Raw genomic sequence first — 17,090 nt, forward strand, 5'->3', positions numbered from 1 at the left:
GTTCCTTGCGACGGCATGCGGGCGGTGTAAACGGTCGGCCCGAAGGACGACCGCAGAACTTCCTCTTTCCGGAGCTTTACTTGCACTGGAACGGTGCGTTCGAACATGGAGTACAGAACTCTCGGCTCCACCGGCACGAAAGTTTCAGAACTGTGTTTCGGAACGTGGCGATTCGCCATGGAGTCGGACGGGACGGTCGAAACGGACCGCGAGACGGCCCACGACCTGCTCGATACGGCGTGGGAGAACGGCATCAACTTCATCGACACCGCGAACGTCTACGGAAGCCCGAACGGCACCAGCGAGGAGTGGATCGGCGACTGGCTCGCGGACCACGACCGCGAGGATTTCGTCATCGCCTCGAAGGTGTACTTCCCGTTCGACGGGTGGGGCGAACCCGGTCCGAACGACTCCGGTCTCTCGCGCAAGCACATCCGAGCGCAAATCGAGGGCACGCTCGACCGCCTCGGGACGGACTACCTCGACGTCTACTACATCCACCGCTGGGACGAGGAGACGCCCATCGAGGAGACGCTCTCCACGTTGACCGAACTCGTCGAGGAGGGGAAGGTGAACTACCTCGGCGCGAGTTCGATGGCCGCGTGGCAGTTGACCAAGGCGCTCTGGCAGAGCGACGTGAACGGCCTCGAACGCTTCGACGTGACACAGCCGATGTACCACGCGGCGGCGGGCGACGAAGTGCAGGACTACCTCGACGTCTGCGCGGACCAGGACCTCGCGGTCTGCCCGTACTCGCCGCTCGCTGGCGGGTTCCTGACCGGCAAGTACGAACGCGACGGCGACACGCCGGTCGGGTCGCGCGCGGACCTCGTGGACTACTTCGAGGACTACTACATGTCCGAGGAGGGCTGGGAGGTACTGGACGAGATTCGGGCCATCGCGGACGAACTCGACGCGACTCCCGCACAGGTCGCGCTCCGCTGGCTCATCCAACAGCGCGACTTCTCGTGTACGCCTATCGTCGGCGCGCGAACGGTCGAGCAACTGGAGGAGAACGTCGGCGCGGCCGACATCGAACTCTCGGCGGGACAGTACGACCGCATCGCCGACGCGAGCTAAGGGTATCTTCCCGGCGGGTCGTCAGTGACAGCGTGGGAAAACATCATTATTCTTCGTCCCGTCTCTTTCCCGAGGTGTGTCCGAGTGGGGGAACGGACCGGCACACCGAATGGGGGATCCAATGTCAGATACGTATGTCGGCGCTATCGACCAAGGGACGACCGGAACGCGGTTCATGCTGTTCGACCACGACGGTCGCGTCGTCGAAAGCGCCTACGAGAAGCACGAACAGAAATACCCGGAACCGGGGTGGGTCGAACACGACCCCCTCGAAATCTGGGAGAACACGCAACACGTCGTCACCACCGCGCTGGACGAGGCTGACGTCGCTGCCGACCGGTTGGAGGCCATCGGCATCACGAACCAGCGCGAGACGACTCTACTGTGGGACGCGGATAGCGGCAGTCCGATACACGACGCCATCGTCTGGCAGGACCGTCGGACGACCGACCGGGTTGAGCAGTTGGAAGACGAGGGGAAGGTCGAGGACATCCGGGCGAAGACGGGGTTGGAACCGGACGCGTACTTCTCGGCGACGAAAGCCGAATGGCTGCTCGACAACGCCGACCCGATAAAACTCCAACGCGCCCGCCCGGCGGACATCCGGGAGCGCGCCGAGGAGGGCGAAATCCTGTTCGGAACCATCGACTCGTGGCTGATATACAACCTGACGGGCGAGCACATCACGGACGTGACGAACGCGTCCCGAACGATGTTGTTCGACATCCACGAGATGGACTGGGACGACGAACTCTGTGAGGTGTTCGGCGTCCCGCGCGAGATGCTGCCCGAAGTCCGCCCGTCGAGCGACGACGAGACCTACGGCTCGACCGACTCCGACGGGTTCCTCGGCGCGGAAGTCCCGGTCGCGGGCGCGTTCGGCGACCAGCAGGCGGCGCTGTTCGGTCAGACCTGCTTCGACGCCGGAGATGCGAAGAACACCTACGGAACGGGCAGTTTCTTCCTGCTCAACACCGGCGACGAGGCCGTCGAGAGCGAACACGGCCTCCTCACGACGGTCGGGTTCCAGCGCTCGGGCGAACCGGTGCAGTACGCGCTCGAAGGCTCCATCTTCGTCACCGGCGCGGCCATCGAATGGCTCGCGGACGTCGGCTTCATCGACGACGCGGCGGCCACGGAGTCGATGGCTCGAAGCGTCGATTCGACGGACGGCGTGTACATGGTCCCGGCGTTCACGGGCCTCGGTGCGCCACACTGGAACCAGCGCGCTCGCGGCACCCTCGTCGGGATGACCCGCGGAACGCGGAAGGAGCACGTCGTTCGGGCGACGCTCGAAGCCATCGCCTATCAGACCCGCGACGTGGCCGAAGCGATGGAAGCGGACAGCGGCATCGACATCGAGTCGTTGAAGGTCGACGGCGGCGCGGTGAAGAACAACTTCCTCTGTCAGTTGCAGGCCGATATTCTGGGGGCGGACATCGTTCGCCCCGTGGTGGACGAGACGACCGCGCTCGGGTCGGCCTACGCCGCCGGACTCGCCGTCGGCTACTGGGACTCGACGGACGACCTCCGAACGAACTGGCAGGTGGACCGCGAGTTCGAGCCGAAGATGTCGGAATCCGAGGCCGACGAGAGGTACGACCGCTGGGAGGATGCCGTCGAGCGCTCCCTCGGGTGGGCGCGCGAGGGGGGTGCCTGAGATGACGACCGACGCGGAAACCGAGGACGTCGAGGCAGTTCCCGACGATAGTGAAATCGTCACCGACGGGGGCGAAATCGCCACCGACGGCGGAGCAACGGAGGAGTACTGGGGTGCGAAGTACGTCAACGAACTCGTCGGCACGTTCATCCTCATCCTCCTCGGCGACGGCGCGGTCGTCGTCTCGGTGTTGACGGGGGGGTTCGACCTGTTCGGCGTGGCGGTCCTGTGGGGCTTCGCCGTGATGTTCGCCGTCTACTGGGTCGGTGGCGTCTCGGAGGGACACATCAACCCAGCGGTGACGATTGCCAACGCTATCTACCGCGACTTCCCGTGGAAGCACGTTCCGGGCTACATCGTCTCCCAAATCGTGGGGGCGTTTCTGGCGGCCGGAACCCTGCTCATCACGTGGTCGGGGTACTACCAGCAGTTCAGTCAGGCGAACAACGTCGTCCGCGGGCAGCCCGGCAGTTCGATAACGGGGATGACCCTCTGGACGTTCTTCCCGAATCCGGTGTTCGCGGGCGTGAAGGTCGGCGACTTCAACACGCTGAAGGAAGCCGCCTTCCTCGTCTCGTTCCCGCAAGCGTTCTTCAGCGAGATGGTCATCACGGCCATCCTCGTCGGCGTCATCTTCGCGCTGGTGGACGACGACAATCCGATGGGGACGCGGGCGTCGCCCGGCATCGCGGCGTTCCTCATCGGGCTGACCGTCGCGGCGCTCGTGCAGTACGAAGCGCCCATCAGCATGGCGGCGTTGAATCCGGCCCGCGACCTCGGTCCGCGGATTCTGGGCTATCTCGCCGGATGGGGGAGCGTCGCCTTCCCCGGACCGCGCGGCGGCTGGTGGCTCCCGTCCGTCTCGACCATCGTCGGCGGCATCATCGGCGGCGGACTGTACGACTTCCTGACGCGTCGGTACGTCATCAGGCTCGAAGCCGAAGAGATAGAACCGGAGGAACCGGCGGTCCACGACGAGGAACAGGAACGCCCGGCGGGAGGGAGCTAGACGGCCGCCGTGACGACTTCGGACGACCCGGAGCGTTCGACGGGTGCCTACCTCAGACTGGTGTTCCTCGACCCGGTGAGTCTCGTGGGACTGGCGGTCCTCGCGTCCGGGCTGGCGCTCGTCGCCATCTCCGCACCCGGAACGTCGGTTCACGAACCGCTGCTCGGCGGGTCGCTGATGCTGGTCGGCACCGTGTTGTTCGCACTCGGTTACACCCGTGCACAGTGGGGGTTGCGGAAATGGCGTTGATGGCAGAAATGACGGCGGCGATAGCATGAAGCGGGTTCCGCTCCAATTGTCAGCAATGAGCCGGATGGAACGCACCGTCACCATCGTCCCGGAGGCCGGACTGCACGCCCGACCAGCCGCGCGGTTCGTCACGACCGCGAACGAGTTCGACGCCGACTGTACCGTCTCCCTCGTGGACGGCGACCCGGTGGATGCCCGAAGCATGCTGTCGGTTACGACGCTCAACGCGCGGAAGGACGACGACGTTCACCTCGTCGCGGAGGGCGACGACGCCGAGGAGGCCCTCGAAGCGCTGGCGGACGTTCTCACGACCCCGGAGGACGAGGAATCGTGACGACCGAACTCTCGGGAACGGGGGTGACGCCGCGTGTCGGCGTCGGCCGGGTCGTCTGGTATCGCGGGACGACCGACCTGGGCGACCCGCCCGACCCGACGACCGTCGACCCCGAGGAGGAACTCGCGGCGTTCGAATCGGCACAGGAAGCCGCCCACGAGGAACTCGAACGGGAGCGGGAACGAACGCGCGACCGCCTCGGTGAGGACGAGGCCGAAATCTTCGACGCACACCGTGCGTTTCTGGACGACCCGGAGATAACCGGCGGCATCGAGGCGGCCATCGAGAACGGCCTCCCCGCGCCGCACGCGATTCGACGGGCGTTCGAGGACCCCATCGCCCGCTTCGAGAACTTGGAGGGGTCGATGGCGGAGCGCGCGGACGACCTCCGCGACGTGCGCGACCGACTGCTTCGACTCGTGACGGACGGCGACCGCGTGGACCTCGGCGACCTCCCGAACGGCTCGATTCTCGTCGCCGAACGACTCACGCCGAGCGACACGGCACAACTCGACCCAGACGCGCTCGCCGGATTCGCGACCATCTTCGGCGGCCGAACGTCCCACGCCGCGATTTTCGCCCGGTCGCTCGGCATTCCCGCCGTGGTCGGCGTCGGCGATGAACTCGCCCAAGTCGGCGACGGGCGGGAACTGCTGGTGGACGGCGAGGGCGGAACGGTCGTCATCGACCCCGACGACGACGCCCGGAGCCGGATTTCGGACGCGGAGGCGTCCGTCGTCGCGGAGCACGTCTCGACGGCGGACGGACGCGAAATCGAAGTCGCGGCGAACGTCGGGACGCTCGCGGAACTCGACGCGGCCGCGGAGCAGGGAGCCGACGGTATCGGTCTCTTTCGAACCGAGTTCCTGTTCCTCGACCGAGACGCTCCCCCGGACGAGGAAGAGCAGTACGAAACCTACACCGCGGCGCTGACCGCGTTTCCCGGCGAGCGCGTCGTCGTCCGAACGCTCGACGTCGGCGGCGACAAACCTATCCCGTACCTCGACGCGCCCGCCGAGATGAACCCCTTCCTCGGCGTGCGCGGGATTCGACGCTCGCTCGGTCCCGATTCGGACCTGTTCGACACTCAGTTGCGCGCCCTGCTTCGGGCCGCCGGTGACTACGAGGATGCGGACGGCTCCCTCGCCGTGATGTTCCCCCTCGTCGCCACCGTCGAGGAACTGGACGCCGCGCTTTCCCGCGTCGAATCCGTCGCCGAGGAACTGGCCGCCGAGGGCATCGACTACGCGATTCCCGAACTCGGCGTGATGATAGAGACGCCGGGGTCCGTGTTCGCGGCCGAAGCCCTCGCAAAACGGGTGTCGTTCCTCAGCATCGGCACGAACGACCTCACGCAGTACGTGATGGCCGCTTCCCGCGAGAACGACCGGACCGCGGACCTCCACGACCCGCTGTACCCCGCCGTCCTCAGCGCGATTCGCCGGACGGTGACGGCGGGCCACGACGGAGACGCGTGGGTCGGCATGTGCGGCGAGATGGCTGGCGACCCCGACCTGACGGAACTGCTCGTCGGCTTGGGACTGGACGAGTTGAGCATGAGCGCCATCACGGTTCCCGACGTGAAGGCGAACGTCCGCGAAGTTGACGACGACGACGCGCGAGACCGCGCCGAGCGAACCCTCGGCGCCGAAACGCGGGCGGAAGTCCGTCGGCTGCTCTCGGCTGGAAGTTCGGCGTAGATAGATGCGTATCGCCTGACTGCGCTGCCCTCGAAACTGGTCGATTTCTCAACCTTTATTGTTCGCCCCGAATCACGAAGGCGTATGCAGCCCCGCAAACATCGACGGAGGGTTCGGCAGTTGCTCACCCTCATCGTCGTCCTCCTCGCGCTCTCCACGCTGACAGTCAGGACGTACGTCTCCCTCGAATACGGCTGGGACTCCGGACTCGCGTTCGACCTTATCGGCTACCTCGGCTGGGCGGTCGTCGGGGTCGGACTGCTCTCGGTCGTCACGAGTTTCGGCCGGGACGCCATCGAACGGATGCAGGCTCGATACGCCGCCGAACCGTAATCGACCGAAGCACGGTTGAGGGCGTCCCCGTCGGCGACTTACAGCTTCGAAATCTCCGCCGCTTCTTCCGCCGCTTCGAGCACGGATTCGACGGTCGCCTTCGGACTCGTGGCCGCGACCGCCGCGTTGACCGCGCCTTCGAGAATCGGCGCGTCGGCGATTTCGGCCTCCACGTCGGCCATCTCGATGGCGAGTTCCGTGTTCATCACCGCGCTTCCCAAATCGACGAGGACCACGACCCCCTTCTCGTCGGCGAGCGCGTCCAACGCCTCCTGAATCACCGGCGTGCTCGTTCCGAGGCCGCCGTCCGGGTCGCCGCCGACCGCCTCGATGGACACGTCTCCCGCCATCTCGGCCGCGACCGCTCGAATCCCTTCCGCGGCGCGTTCGCTGTGGGAGACGACGACGAGGCCGACCATTCAGACCCCCTCCGGTCCGCCGTCGTCGGGCGTCGGTTCCTCGTCCGGCACCGTCGGCGACGTCGCGTCCGCTTCGAGACTTCCGTCGCCGAGGTACTCGACCGCCGTCTCCTGCAGTTCCTCGACGATGCACAGGGTGCTCGTCGCGCCGGGGTCCTGATGGCCGACCGACCGCCATCCCAAGTACGACGCTCGGCCCTTCTTCGCCCGGATGGGCGTCGTGAAGTCCACGCCGCGTTGGCACGCATCGACGGCCTTCGTGAGCGCCTCGACGGGTTCGAGGTCGTCTTCCTCGATGGACTTTTTGTAGGTGTGGACGGCGGGCGTCAGCGCGTCGACCATCGTCTTCGCGCCGACCGGCGCGTCCCCTCTGTCCTGCACTTTATCCAGGAACGCCTCGGCGAAGGCCACGGTCGATTCGGCCGTGATGCCGTCTCCTAACTCCGCGCTGGCGCTCATGAACGACCCGCCGTACAGCGGTCCGGCGGCCCCGCCGACCTCCGAGATGAGCGTCACGCCGACCGTTTTCACGAGTTCGGCGGCGTCGGCGTCGTCCATCCCGTCCGTCTTTTCGAGGACGGCCTGAAACCCGCGGTCCATGTTCGCGCCGTGGTCGGCGTCGCCGATGGCCGAGTCGAGGTCGGTCAGGTACTCCTTTTCTTCTTCCATCCGCGCCGCGACGCGCTCGATTGCGGAACGCACCGCTTCTCGCTCCGTTGCTGTGTCAGCCATTGCTTGCTGGTAGCACGCGGCGCGATGGGGTAAAGCTTCGCTCGTGGTCGAGTGATCGGTTCCCGATTCCTACAAAATCCAATGACGGTCCGGAGACAGGGTGTCACGTAAATATATGACCTGGTGCCATTCCTATAAAAATACCAATCCCCCTAGGGGTGTCTACTGGGCAGTTCAAATCGAGATGACGGTCACTATCGTAACTCCAATCACGAATCCAACTCCTCCTCCGAGGAGGTCCGTACTGATTCGCGCCGGTGTTGATTGCAAAACATTCAAATCAGTGAATATTTTGTCCGACAAAAGGGTGAGGAGGAACATACACCCGAGTACGATTACGATGCTCAGAACGTAACCGAGGACAGTTACCATATGTTCCAGAACGTTTTGTTAATACAAAAATAGCTCGACACGAGGGAAGTCCATTCGGTGTGATTGATGGTGACCCTCGTTTCGTCCCGTGAAATGTCTCCAAAATCCAATTCCAACTACGTCACCGTCAGCGCGGGCGTCTCCGCCGGATGCGCCAGCAACTCCTTCAACTCGTCGTCCAGCACCAGCACGGTCACGGAACAGCCCTGCATGTCGAGCGAGGTCATGTAGTCGCCGACCCACGCGTCCCACGTCTCCAGTCCCTCGTCTTCCAGCATCGACTGGAGCTTTCGGTTCACGATGTACAGTTCCGACAGCGGCGTCCCGCCCATCCCGTTGACGATGGTGGCGACTTCGGCACCCTCGTCGGGGTCGAGGTCGTCGAGGACGTTTTCGGTCAGTCGCTCCGTTATCTCGTCCGCCGACATCATCTCGACGCGTTCGACGCCCGGTTCGCCGTGAATCCCGATGCCGAGTTCGATTTCGTCCTCGCCGAGGTCGAACGTCGGTTCGCCCTTTTCGGGCGTGATACAGGAGGTCAGCGCGGTGCCCATCGTCGCCACGTTATCGGTGACCTTCTGGGCGACGCGCTGTACGTCGTCCAAATCGCCGCCCTCGTCGGCCATCGCGCCCGCGACCTTGTGGACGAAAATGGTACCACAGACGCCTCGCCGCCCGGAGGTGTACAGCGAATCCTCGACCGCCACGTCGTCGTTGACGACGACTTTGGCGACGTCCACGTCGGATTCCATCTCGGCCAGTTCCCCCGCCGTCTCGAAGTTCATCACGTCGCCCTCGTAGTTCTTGATGACCATGAGGACGCCCTCGCCACCGTCACAGGCCTGTACCATCTCGCTCACCTCGTCGGCGGTCGGCGAGGTGAACACCTCGCCCGCGGCCGCGCCGTCCAGCATCCCCGGCCCGAGATACCCCGCGTGCGTCGGTTCGTGGCCGCTCCCGCCGCCGCTCACGACCGCGACTTTCCCCTCGACCGGCGCGTCGCGTCGAACGAGCACGTTCGAGTCCTCGAGCCGCCGTACTTCGTCGGGATGTGCTGCGACCATCCCGTCCAGCATCTCGTCCACGACCGCCGACGGTTCGTTGATGAGTTTCTTCATGTGTCGTGTTACCATCTACTCCTGGGCGCATAAGGATTCCCTCGAATCGCGCGGCACGCGCGCCGGAACGGGTCTCGGTTCCTACTTCCGCTCCCACTATTCCTCCCGATAGAATCCGAGGCGCACCCGACGCTTATACTATGTCCGAACTTCGATAGGTAAACTAGAGCACACTCATGGCACGGTTCGACTCCGACGAGCGCGAAGTGCGGGTACGGCAGGAGCGTGAGCGTGCGTCCGTGCATTCGACACGGAACGTTTCCGACCTCATCGTTTCGCTCGGTGCCGACGATGCGAAACGACGCGCGAGCGCCGCGTGGACCCTCGCGGAGGTCGCGGTCAACGACCCCGAACGCGTTCCGGTTCCCGACCTCACGCAGGCTATCACCGACGACGACCAGTGGGTACGACGCGGTGCGACGTGGGCGCTCGCGGAGGTCGCACAAGCGGACCCGAGACGCGTCAAACCGACCATGGAACACGTCTCCGATTTGGTCCGAGACGGTGACCCGCTGGTGCGCGAAAACGCAGTCGTCGCCGTTGCGGGCGTCGCCGAGGAGTATCCGCGGACGGCGGAACCGGTGTTCGGTTCCCTGCTCGAATTCCGGGACGAGGGGAACGGGACCATCCGTCGGTACGCGACCGAGGCGTTGCAACACATCTCCAACGCGCTTTCGGGAGCGACGTTGGACGGCGACCCGGTCGTCATCAGCGTGGCCGACCCGGGCGTGGCGGCGCTGTTCCCGCCCGGTGCCAACATCGTCCAGTTCGGGACGGCCGACACCGAGTCCAGGGAACTTCGCATCGACCCTGCTTCGGCGATTGACGAAGACTCGACGCCCCATCAGACGGCCCAGCGAACCGTCGGTTCCGGGTCTGGGTCCGGGTCCGGGCCGCCGTCTCCCGACGACATCGAATCGCCGCGTTCGCTCCCCGTCGAGTACGAGGACTTCGAAAAACTGCGGTCGGGCGGTCGCTCACCGCTCGTCACCGCGCATCACGCGCGCGCCGCGACCCCCCGCGAGCAACACGCCATGACGACCCTGTTCACGCTGCGCTCGGACCGCAGGGAGGAACCGCTGGTCGAGTCGTTCTTCGACGCGATAGACCGCTGGGAGGCCATCCACGACCACGACCACGTGCTGACGGTTCGGGCACGCGGCGACGAACCGCCGTGGGTCGCGACGGAGTTCACGGGCGGCGGGACGCTTGCCGACCACTTCGACGCCGGACTGGACGCCTCGCTTTGGTTCGCCCACAGCATCGTCAGGACGGTTTCACACGCTCACGCGGTCGGCGTCGTCCACGGCGGCCTCTGCCCTCCCTCGATTCGATTCACGAGGACGTTCGGTTCGACGTGGCCCGTCCCGAAAGTCGGGGACTGGGGACTCGCCGACGTGATGACCGAGTTCGACCTGTCGCCCGTTCCGCCGACCTACGCGGCACCCGAACACCTCGACCCCGAGTCGTTCGGCGGCATCGACCACTCGACCGACGTGTACGGTCTCGGAGCGGTTTTGTACGCCCTTTTCACCGGCGATGCACCCTTCGCGGGCGACCCTCATCTCGCCGTGAAACGGGTCACGGCGGACGACCCGCCGACGCCGAGCGACGTGAATTCCGACCTTCCGACGGAACTGGACGGCTTCCTCGAACGCGCGCTGGCGAAACGGAAACCGAACCGCTACGAGACGGCCGACGACGTTCGAGTCGCGCTCGAACACGTCATCGGCGTTACTTCTACGGGGCTGATGGGTCGAATATATTAAATAACGGCGCGCTCATATCGAGGCAGGCAGATGGTCATCTCACTCGCACAGGTCGGCGCTGACGCCAGCGGAAGCGTCGTGCAGTTCATCGGCTCGGGACTTCTGGCCGCCTCGGCCGGTATCTTCGGGTTCTACGCGTTCCGCAATCTCCAGTTGAACCGCCTGGAATCCCAGCGACCGTTCTGGCGGTATCTCGTCGCCATCGGCGTCGCCGGGGTACTGTACGGCGCGCTCGGGATGGTCGGCGTGCTCTCCCCCGGTCGATGGCTTCTCGCGCTCGGTCACGCGGCGTTTCTGTTCTGCACCGTCTTCCTCGCGTTTGCGATGCGCGAACTGTACTACAACAGCACGTTGGCCCCGCCGTCGGACGAACGACGAATTTCGCTCTCGCAACTGCGTCGAATCGAGGTCGGTTTCGTCGGCATCATCCTTCTCGAACTGGTCGTCGTCTTGCTCCTCGGTCACGGTTCGGTCGTATCGCTCGTCAAAGGTCTCGGAAGCCTCTCGTTCGCGGTCTACGGCCTCGTCTTCGCCGAGCGGTTGGAGTCGCTCGCGCGCGGAACGTCCATCGACACGCTCCGTCGTCACCTGCTTCCGGTTCTCGTCTGCTCCGGCCTGCTCGGACTCGCCGACCTCGGCGTCGTCGTGGGCGTCGAATCGCTGCTCGTCAGCAGCGTCGAGAGCGTCTTCGTCGTAATGATCGGCGCGTTCCTGCTCACCGCGACGATTCGGCTCCAGCAAAACGTCCGTGGTCTTTCGACGCGGTAGTCCCCGTTTTCAATCGAGACGCGCCATCTCGTCGTCCGTGAGGTCGATGTGCGACGCCGCGACGTTCTCGTGGAGGTGGTCCACGCTCGACGTGCCCGGAATCGGCAGCGTGACCGGCGAGTGATGGAGGAGCCACGCGAGCGCTATCTGTCGGTCCGAGGCGTCGCGGTCCGCCGCGATGTCGTCGACCACGTCGGCTTTGTCGCCGAGGTCCCCCGCCCCCATCGGGAACCACGGGATGAAGCCGATGTCGTACTCCTCACAGGCTTCGAGCACGTCCTCGTGTTCGCGGTTGCCGACGTTGTACCGGTTCTGCACCGTGGCGATATCCACGATGTCGCGCGCTTCCTCCAACTGCTCGACGGAGACGTTACTCAGGCCGACGTGCCGGACCTTCCCCTCGTCTTTCAGTTCCGCGAACGTGTTCACGGCGTCCTCGAAGGGGACGTCGGGGTCGGGTCGATGGTACTGATAGAGGTCGATAGTGTCGACCTTGAGCCGGTCGAGGCTGCCGAGGATGGCGTTTCTGATGTATCCCGGTTCGCCGCACTTCGGCCACGAACCGTCGCGGTCGTCGCGCCAGAGGCCACCCTTCGTGGCGACCACGAGGTCGGACGGGTAAGGGTGGAGCGCCTCTCCGATGAGCCGCTCGCTCACCGCCGGGCCGTAGGAGTCCGCGGTGTCGATGAAATTGGTCCCGGTCGAGACGACCTCGTGCAGGACGCGGCGCGCTTCCTCCTCGTCGTCGGGGCGTCCGATGATGTCCTCGCCGGTGAGACGCATCGCGCCGTAGCCGAGTCGGTTGACCGTCAGTTCGCCGCCGATGTCGAACGTGTCGCTTTCGTTTTCGAGTGTCACGTCGCTAACTGTGGATTCGAAGGAGGTAACGTTTTTTGGCGACCGACGCGGGGCCGTTGTTCCAGCGACGTGACCCCTCAGCGAAAACGGTTCCATTCAGCGGTCGATGAGGGAATACCTATAAACCGCTTCCGCTCATGCCTGCTAGTATGTCACAGGAAGTCGCCGGATTCGACGACGATTCCGGTCTGCCGCCCGCCGTCGTAGAGGGGATTCAGACGTTCAAGGCGGGAATCGTGAGTACCGCTATCATGCTGTTTATCTTTCTCGTTTCGGAGGCGGAAACGGACTTCAATCTGGGCGTTCCGGCCGCGATAGCGAAGTTCGTCGGAATGGACGGTGAACCCTACCTCGGGTTCGCCGTCTTCGTCGTCGCCGGTGTCGTCGTTTGGCCCCTGCTGTTCGCGGCGATAGAGGACCGATTCAAAGCGATTCCGGGCGGAGACGATATCGGCGTTCGCGGCATCTTGTTCGCGCTCCTGCTGTGGGTGGCGTTCCTCGGCCTCGGGTCGGCGGGACTTCAACTTGAGGGTGCGTTCTTCTTCCTCTACATCGTCTTCAGCCTGCTCGCACACCTCGCCTACGGCTACTCGTTAGGGGTCTTCTACGGCCGATTCACGCGATAAGAAGAAGTCGTGGCTTGACTACTCCAACCGTTCCTCGAACCACTGCCACTCGCGGGAGAAGAAGCCGTACTCCTTCAGGTTCCATACGTCCGCGTCGGTGACGATTGGTCCGTTCCGGTAGGACTGGAGCATGTTCCACACCCAAACCAGCGTGCCGAGCGCGATGATAAACGCGCCGACGGTGGCGACTTGCTGGAGGAACGCGAACTGCGGCGGGTAACTCGCGTAGCGACGCGGTAGGCCCATCATGCCGAGGACGATGATGGTGTTGAACGTCAGCATGACGCCGACGAACGTGATCCAGAAATGGACCTTTGCGAGGGTTCTGTTGTACATTCGGCCGGTGAAGATGGGGAACCAGTAGTAGACCGCCGCGAACATGGCGAACGGAATCAGCCCCATAATGATGAGGTGGAAGTGGCCGACGACGTAGTAGGTGTCGTGGAGCATGAGGTCGACCGGAATCGAGGCGAGGAAGACGCCCGTCACGCCCCCGATGATGAACGTCGCTATCGACCCGATGCAGAACAGCATCGGTGCCGTCAGGCGGATGTTTCCGTTCCACATCGTGGAAATCCAGTTGAAGACCTTGACGGCGCTGGGCACCGCGATGGCCAGCGACACCGCCATAAAGCTCGCCCTGAGGCGGGGGTCCATCCCGGTCGTGAACATGTGGTGGGCCCAGACGCCGAAGGACAGGACGCCGATGGCGAGCGTCGAGTAGACGACGAACTTGAATCCGAACAGCTTTCGGCCCGCGAAGCGCGGTAGAATGAGGCTTATCAACCCCATCGGCGGCAGGACGAGGATGTACACCTCCGGGTGCCCGAAGAACCAGAAGAGGTTCTGCCAGAGGAGCGGCCCGCCACCGCTCAACGCGAAGAACGTCGTGCTGAACACGCGGTCGAACAGCAGCATGATGATGGCGCTGCCGAGGAGCGGGAACGCGAACAGGATGAGGCCGCTCATCGTGAGCAGCGTCCACGAGAAGATGTCGAGTTCGGCCCACTCCACGTCCTTCTGCGTGAACGTCGTCGCGATGATGTTGATGGCTCCCATCGTGGTGCTGAGGCCGGAGAGGTGGAGGCCGAGGAGCATCACGTTGATCATCGGATTCGTCTGTTGGCTCGAAAGCGGCGTGTACATCGTCCACCCCGTCGTCGGCGGTTCGAGCCTGAAGAACGGCTCTGCGGCCGCGCTTCCGAGTACGGGTTGAATGACGTTCCCGAAGATGTCGGAGACGAGGCCGAATCGGACCAGCAGAAACGCCGCCGGGAGGAGCCAGAAGGCGATGGCGTTGATGCGCGGGAACGCCATGTCGTCCGCCCCGATGAGGAGGGGAAGGAAGTAGTTCGCAAATCCGAATAGGATGGGCGTGGCGAAGAAGAACAGCATCGTCAGGCCGTGCATGGTGAACAGGCCGTTGTAGGTCGTGGCGTTCCATACGTCCACTTCCGGCGTGAACAGTTCCGTCCGAATCATCATCGCGTCCATGCCACCCCAGAAGAACGCGACGCTTCCGAACAGCAGATAGAGCAGGCCGATGTCCTTGTGGTCGACGGTCGTCAGCCACCGGACGAGACCGGTCGGTTTTCCGTATCCGGCCGGAAATCCGTTGACGTAGCCGCCGTCGGTCTTCGGCGTCTGCTTGGGTTTGATTGCTTCTTTGATGTTTATCGAACGAGCGAGCAAGAGCGCGGCGGCGACCAGTGTGAGTCCAAGCCCGACACCGGCCGCGGCTTCTCCGAGGAGATTCATTGTGGTCGTGTCTCTACCAAATATCGGTAACTGTCGGTCGTGATTTTACGGTGCAATGCGGCTCGTAATCCCACTTGGGACGGACGTGTCTTAACCGACTGGGCCGTTCCCAGTCGATGAAAACGGTCGTCGATATTTATCTGGACTTTCGAAGCGGAACGCCGACGACCGGATGCCGGGTCTGCATGAGAACGGATTGGGTGTTGCTACCGAACAACACCTTCTGAGCGGGGCTCCGTTTCTGGGTCAGGCCGAGTGCGATTTCGTCGGCGTCGGCCTCGTCCGCGGCGGTGAGCAGGTCGTGGGCGGGGTCGCTCGCGTTCGTGTTCTGTTCCGTCTCGACCTCGAACGTCTCGCCGAGACGGTCCTCGAACACCGAGAGCGCCTCCCGTCCCCGTTCGACCATCTCCTCGTCGTTTCCGCCGTGGAGGGAGTTCAGGACGAGAACCTCGTCGGCTTCGGTAAGCCGCGATTCGAGGTAGTCACAGAGCTTCTCGCTCGTCTCGGCGCTGTCGGTTCCAGCGACGATTCGGGTCATACGTTCACAGATACGCGGGGGAACCATAAACCGGTTGGCAGGCGAAATGACGTGATTCGGTCGGTACACGATTCCTTCACCATCGTTTCGGAACTACCGCGGTCGGTTGGCTCACCCGCGGATTTCCACAACTATACAATCCCGTCGCCACTGACACAGTGACATGAACGACATCGCTCGGCTCGCGGACCGAATCCGCGACGCCGAAACCGTCGTCGCGTTCACGGGTGCGGGGATGAGTACCGCGTCGGGAATCCCCGACTTTCGAAGCGATTCGGGTCTCTGGAATCGGTTCGACCCGGAGGATTTCTACTACCAACGGTTTCGCGCCGACCCCGCCGCGTTCTGGTCCGACCGTCTCGCGCTCCACGAGACGATGTTCGGCGACGACATCGAACCCAACGAGGCCCACGACGCGCTCGCCGAACTCGCCGACGATGGGCAGCTAGACGCCATCATCACGCAAAACACGGACGGCCTCCACGCGCGCGGCGGCCGCGGCGATTCGATAGCCGCGGAACTGCTCGAACTACACGGTAACGCCCACCGCGTCGTCTGTGAAGAGTGCGGGCGGCGAACGGACGCCGCCCCGGTTCGTCGTCGCATCGAATCCGGCGAACTGCCACCTCGATGTGGCGACTGTGGCGGCCTCTTCAAACCGGACGTGGTGTTGTTCGGTGAACGGTTGGACGAGGACACGCTCTATCGCGCTCGCCGCTACGCACAACGGGCGGACGTGTTCCTCGCCATCGGGTCGTCGCTCACGGTCGAACCGGCGGCGTCGCTCCCGCGAACCGCCGACCGCGACGGAGCGACGACGGCCGTCATCAACTTCGACGAAACCCCGTTCAGTCCCACCGCGGCGTTCGACATTCGCGGGGACGTGATCGACGTTCTCCCCGACCTCAGGGCGAGCGTCGCGGAGTGACGGATACGCTTCGCATCACCGACGTCGTTCCGCACCGTTCCAACGCGCCTCCGCGCCCCGAACTCTCGGATTCGTGATGGAAGAACGGTTTTTGATGGTGCGGGTCGTACACCCTACCATGGCTGACAATGACACACAAGCGACCGTGGAGGTCGAAGTCGGCGAGGACGTCGCGGAACCCGATTTCGACAGTCTCTCCGGCATCGTCACGGACGGGTTCATCGGTGCCATCGGCGGCCTCGTCGGCACCGCCGTCATGACGGCCGTGTTGCTGGTCGGGACGACCCTCGGCGCGTTCGACCTCAACTCGTTTTCCGTGCTGGCGCGGCTCACGGGTGCCGACGTGCTCCTTCCCTCGAATCCAGCGGCCGTCGGGTACGTCATCTTCCTCGGCGGCGGGATGATCACGTGGCCGCTCCTGTTCGTCTCCATCGGGTCCTACCTGCCGGGTGAGACGTACGCGACGAGGGGGATTCCCTACGGGTTCGTCCTCTGGACGGGGTTCGTTCTCGCGTTCTACGACGGCTACACCGGGGTCCTGCTCGCGTTGTACCTGCTGTTGACCCTGCTCGCGCACTTCGCGTACGGCTTTGCCCTCGGTTCCGTGTTCGATTATCTCTCCAAGCGGCCGACGACGCTCGTCTGATTTTTTGCGAGCTACTCGTCGGGAGAACCCATCGACGTCGAGTACTCGTGTTCGGGTCGCCGTTCGTGTTCCTCGAACGTTTCGATGAGGTCGGAGACGTCCTCCCCCGTCTGCATCCGGTACTCCCGCAGTATCGAGAGCAGTCGGTTGATGTCGTCGTCCGTGAGCGACACGGTGTTCGACATACGCATGG

At 64.2% G+C, this 17,090-nt stretch carries 20 protein-coding genes; 12 read left to right on the top strand and 8 right to left on the bottom strand.

All coding sequences use genetic code 11. The features are described from left to right. Positions 1 to 105 precede the first annotated feature (105 nt). From V5735_RS17285 to V5735_RS17315, 7 genes are all read left to right on the top strand, one after another. Positions 106 to 1,080, top strand: a complete 975-nt coding sequence (locus V5735_RS17285) for an aldo/keto reductase (RefSeq protein WP_007980634.1) — start codon at positions 106 to 108, stop codon at positions 1,078 to 1,080. 121 nt (positions 1,081 to 1,201) lie between these two features. Further along, on the top strand, positions 1,202 to 2,740 hold the full coding sequence (gene glpK, locus V5735_RS17290; protein WP_423746347.1) for a glycerol kinase GlpK: 1,539 nt from the start codon (positions 1,202 to 1,204) through the stop codon (positions 2,738 to 2,740). A gap of 1 nt (position 2,741) precedes the next feature. Then, complete coding sequence (locus tag V5735_RS17295; RefSeq protein WP_423746348.1) at positions 2,742 to 3,749, top strand: MIP/aquaporin family protein; 1,008 nt, start codon at positions 2,742 to 2,744, stop codon at positions 3,747 to 3,749. Between the two features lie 9 nt (positions 3,750 to 3,758). Further along, on the top strand, positions 3,759 to 3,998 hold the full coding sequence (locus tag V5735_RS17300) for a hypothetical protein (protein ID WP_007980639.1): 240 nt from the start codon (positions 3,759 to 3,761) through the stop codon (positions 3,996 to 3,998). A 64-nt stretch (positions 3,999 to 4,062) separates the two neighbouring features. After that, positions 4,063 to 4,332 (top strand): HPr family phosphocarrier protein, encoded by a 270-nt coding sequence (locus V5735_RS17305; RefSeq protein ID WP_423746391.1) that lies wholly within the window; start codon positions 4,063 to 4,065, stop codon positions 4,330 to 4,332. After that, entirely contained in the window at positions 4,329 to 6,032 is a 1,704-nt protein-coding gene (ptsP, locus tag V5735_RS17310; protein WP_423746349.1) for a phosphoenolpyruvate--protein phosphotransferase, read from the top strand. The genes V5735_RS17305 and ptsP overlap by 4 nt, the downstream gene beginning before the upstream one ends. Before the next feature lie 84 nt (positions 6,033 to 6,116). After that, entirely contained in the window at positions 6,117 to 6,365 is a 249-nt protein-coding gene (locus V5735_RS17315) for a hypothetical protein (protein ID WP_423746350.1), read from the top strand. 38 nt (positions 6,366 to 6,403) lie between these two features. Here V5735_RS17315 and dhaM read toward each other — a convergent pair whose 3' ends face one another. The 4 genes from dhaM to dhaK form a co-directional block, all read right to left on the bottom strand. Beyond that, complete coding sequence (gene dhaM, locus V5735_RS17320; protein WP_423746351.1) at positions 6,404 to 6,784, bottom strand: dihydroxyacetone kinase phosphoryl donor subunit DhaM; 381 nt, start codon at positions 6,782 to 6,784, stop codon at positions 6,404 to 6,406. Continuing rightward, entirely contained in the window at positions 6,785 to 7,516 is a 732-nt protein-coding gene (gene dhaL, locus V5735_RS17325) for a dihydroxyacetone kinase subunit DhaL (RefSeq protein ID WP_423746352.1), read from the bottom strand. Between the two features lie 174 nt (positions 7,517 to 7,690). After that, positions 7,691 to 7,888, bottom strand: coding sequence for a hypothetical protein (locus V5735_RS17330; RefSeq protein ID WP_423746353.1), 198 nt, complete (start codon positions 7,886 to 7,888; stop codon positions 7,691 to 7,693). A 116-nt stretch (positions 7,889 to 8,004) separates the two neighbouring features. Beyond that, positions 8,005 to 9,006: a dihydroxyacetone kinase subunit DhaK gene (gene dhaK, locus V5735_RS17335; protein ID WP_423746354.1), complete on the bottom strand. Its 1,002-nt coding sequence runs from the start codon at positions 9,004 to 9,006 to the stop codon at positions 8,005 to 8,007. Between the two features lie 176 nt (positions 9,007 to 9,182). On the opposite strand from dhaK, the gene V5735_RS17340 reads away from it, so the two are divergent. Beyond that, on the top strand, positions 9,183 to 10,775 hold the full coding sequence (locus V5735_RS17340) for a protein kinase domain-containing protein (RefSeq protein WP_423746355.1): 1,593 nt from the start codon (positions 9,183 to 9,185) through the stop codon (positions 10,773 to 10,775). Positions 10,776 to 10,805: 30 nt separating this feature from the next. Continuing rightward, on the top strand, positions 10,806 to 11,543 hold the full coding sequence (locus V5735_RS17345) for a hypothetical protein (RefSeq protein ID WP_423746356.1): 738 nt from the start codon (positions 10,806 to 10,808) through the stop codon (positions 11,541 to 11,543). Between the two features lie 9 nt (positions 11,544 to 11,552). On the opposite strand, the gene V5735_RS17350 is transcribed toward V5735_RS17345, so the two are convergent. Further along, positions 11,553 to 12,401 (bottom strand): aldo/keto reductase, encoded by an 849-nt coding sequence (locus tag V5735_RS17350; RefSeq protein ID WP_423746357.1) that lies wholly within the window; start codon positions 12,399 to 12,401, stop codon positions 11,553 to 11,555. Between the two features lie 149 nt (positions 12,402 to 12,550). Between V5735_RS17350 and V5735_RS17355 the strand changes: the two genes are divergently transcribed. Continuing rightward, positions 12,551 to 13,027 (top strand): DUF6789 family protein, encoded by a 477-nt coding sequence (locus V5735_RS17355; RefSeq protein ID WP_423746358.1) that lies wholly within the window; start codon positions 12,551 to 12,553, stop codon positions 13,025 to 13,027. An 18-nt stretch (positions 13,028 to 13,045) separates the two neighbouring features. Here the strand turns inward: V5735_RS17355 and V5735_RS17360 are convergent, their stop codons facing one another. Both V5735_RS17360 and V5735_RS17365 read right to left on the bottom strand, forming a co-directional pair. Then, positions 13,046 to 14,785: a cbb3-type cytochrome c oxidase subunit I gene (locus V5735_RS17360; protein ID WP_423746359.1), complete on the bottom strand. Its 1,740-nt coding sequence runs from the start codon at positions 14,783 to 14,785 to the stop codon at positions 13,046 to 13,048. 136 nt (positions 14,786 to 14,921) lie between these two features. Then, a complete protein-coding gene (locus tag V5735_RS17365) occupies positions 14,922 to 15,323 on the bottom strand; it encodes a universal stress protein (RefSeq protein WP_423746360.1) in 402 nt (133 codons plus the stop codon). Positions 15,324 to 15,486: 163 nt separating this feature from the next. Between V5735_RS17365 and V5735_RS17370 the strand changes: the two genes are divergently transcribed. Together V5735_RS17370 and V5735_RS17375 are read left to right on the top strand one after the other, a co-directional pair. Further along, a complete protein-coding gene (locus V5735_RS17370; protein WP_423746361.1) occupies positions 15,487 to 16,251 on the top strand; it encodes an SIR2 family NAD-dependent protein deacylase in 765 nt (254 codons plus the stop codon). Between the two features lie 118 nt (positions 16,252 to 16,369). Next, on the top strand, positions 16,370 to 16,897 hold the full coding sequence (locus V5735_RS17375) for a DUF6789 family protein (protein ID WP_423746362.1): 528 nt from the start codon (positions 16,370 to 16,372) through the stop codon (positions 16,895 to 16,897). 11 nt (positions 16,898 to 16,908) lie between these two features. Here V5735_RS17375 and V5735_RS17380 read toward each other — a convergent pair whose 3' ends face one another. Beyond that, positions 16,909 to 17,082: a hypothetical protein gene (locus V5735_RS17380; protein ID WP_423746363.1), complete on the bottom strand. Its 174-nt coding sequence runs from the start codon at positions 17,080 to 17,082 to the stop codon at positions 16,909 to 16,911. Between the last annotated feature and the right edge of the window lie 8 nt (positions 17,083 to 17,090).

Source organism: Haladaptatus sp. SPP-AMP-3 (assembly GCF_049568665.1).
GTDB classification, from domain to species: Archaea; Halobacteriota; Halobacteria; order Halobacteriales; family Haladaptataceae; genus Haladaptatus; species Haladaptatus paucihalophilus.

Excerpts from the sequence above, each read along its gene's own strand:
- V5735_RS17285 (WP_007980634.1), top strand. The coding sequence starts at position 106 with ATGGAGTACAGAACTCTCGGCTCCACCGGCACGAAAGTTTCAGAACTG.
- glpK (WP_423746347.1), top strand. The coding sequence starts at position 1,202 with ATGTCAGATACGTATGTCGGCGCTATCGACCAAGGGACGACCGGAACG.
- V5735_RS17295 (WP_423746348.1), top strand. The coding sequence starts at position 2,742 with ATGACGACCGACGCGGAAACCGAGGACGTCGAGGCAGTTCCCGACGAT.
- V5735_RS17305 (WP_423746391.1), top strand. The coding sequence starts at position 4,063 with ATGGAACGCACCGTCACCATCGTCCCGGAGGCCGGACTGCACGCCCGA.
- V5735_RS17315 (WP_423746350.1), top strand. The coding sequence starts at position 6,117 with ATGCAGCCCCGCAAACATCGACGGAGGGTTCGGCAGTTGCTCACCCTC.
- dhaM (WP_423746351.1), bottom strand. The coding sequence starts at position 6,784 with ATGGTCGGCCTCGTCGTCGTCTCCCACAGCGAACGCGCCGCGGAAGGG.
- dhaL (WP_423746352.1), bottom strand. The coding sequence starts at position 7,516 with ATGGCTGACACAGCAACGGAGCGAGAAGCGGTGCGTTCCGCAATCGAG.
- V5735_RS17330 (WP_423746353.1), bottom strand. The coding sequence starts at position 7,888 with ATGGTAACTGTCCTCGGTTACGTTCTGAGCATCGTAATCGTACTCGGG.
- dhaK (WP_423746354.1), bottom strand. The coding sequence starts at position 9,006 with ATGAAGAAACTCATCAACGAACCGTCGGCGGTCGTGGACGAGATGCTG.
- V5735_RS17340 (WP_423746355.1), top strand. The coding sequence starts at position 9,183 with ATGGCACGGTTCGACTCCGACGAGCGCGAAGTGCGGGTACGGCAGGAG.
- V5735_RS17345 (WP_423746356.1), top strand. The coding sequence starts at position 10,806 with ATGGTCATCTCACTCGCACAGGTCGGCGCTGACGCCAGCGGAAGCGTC.
- V5735_RS17355 (WP_423746358.1), top strand. The coding sequence starts at position 12,551 with ATGTCACAGGAAGTCGCCGGATTCGACGACGATTCCGGTCTGCCGCCC.
- V5735_RS17360 (WP_423746359.1), bottom strand. The coding sequence starts at position 14,785 with ATGAATCTCCTCGGAGAAGCCGCGGCCGGTGTCGGGCTTGGACTCACA.
- V5735_RS17365 (WP_423746360.1), bottom strand. The coding sequence starts at position 15,323 with ATGACCCGAATCGTCGCTGGAACCGACAGCGCCGAGACGAGCGAGAAG.
- V5735_RS17370 (WP_423746361.1), top strand. The coding sequence starts at position 15,487 with ATGAACGACATCGCTCGGCTCGCGGACCGAATCCGCGACGCCGAAACC.
- V5735_RS17375 (WP_423746362.1), top strand. The coding sequence starts at position 16,370 with ATGGCTGACAATGACACACAAGCGACCGTGGAGGTCGAAGTCGGCGAG.
- V5735_RS17380 (WP_423746363.1), bottom strand. The coding sequence starts at position 17,082 with ATGTCGAACACCGTGTCGCTCACGGACGACGACATCAACCGACTGCTC.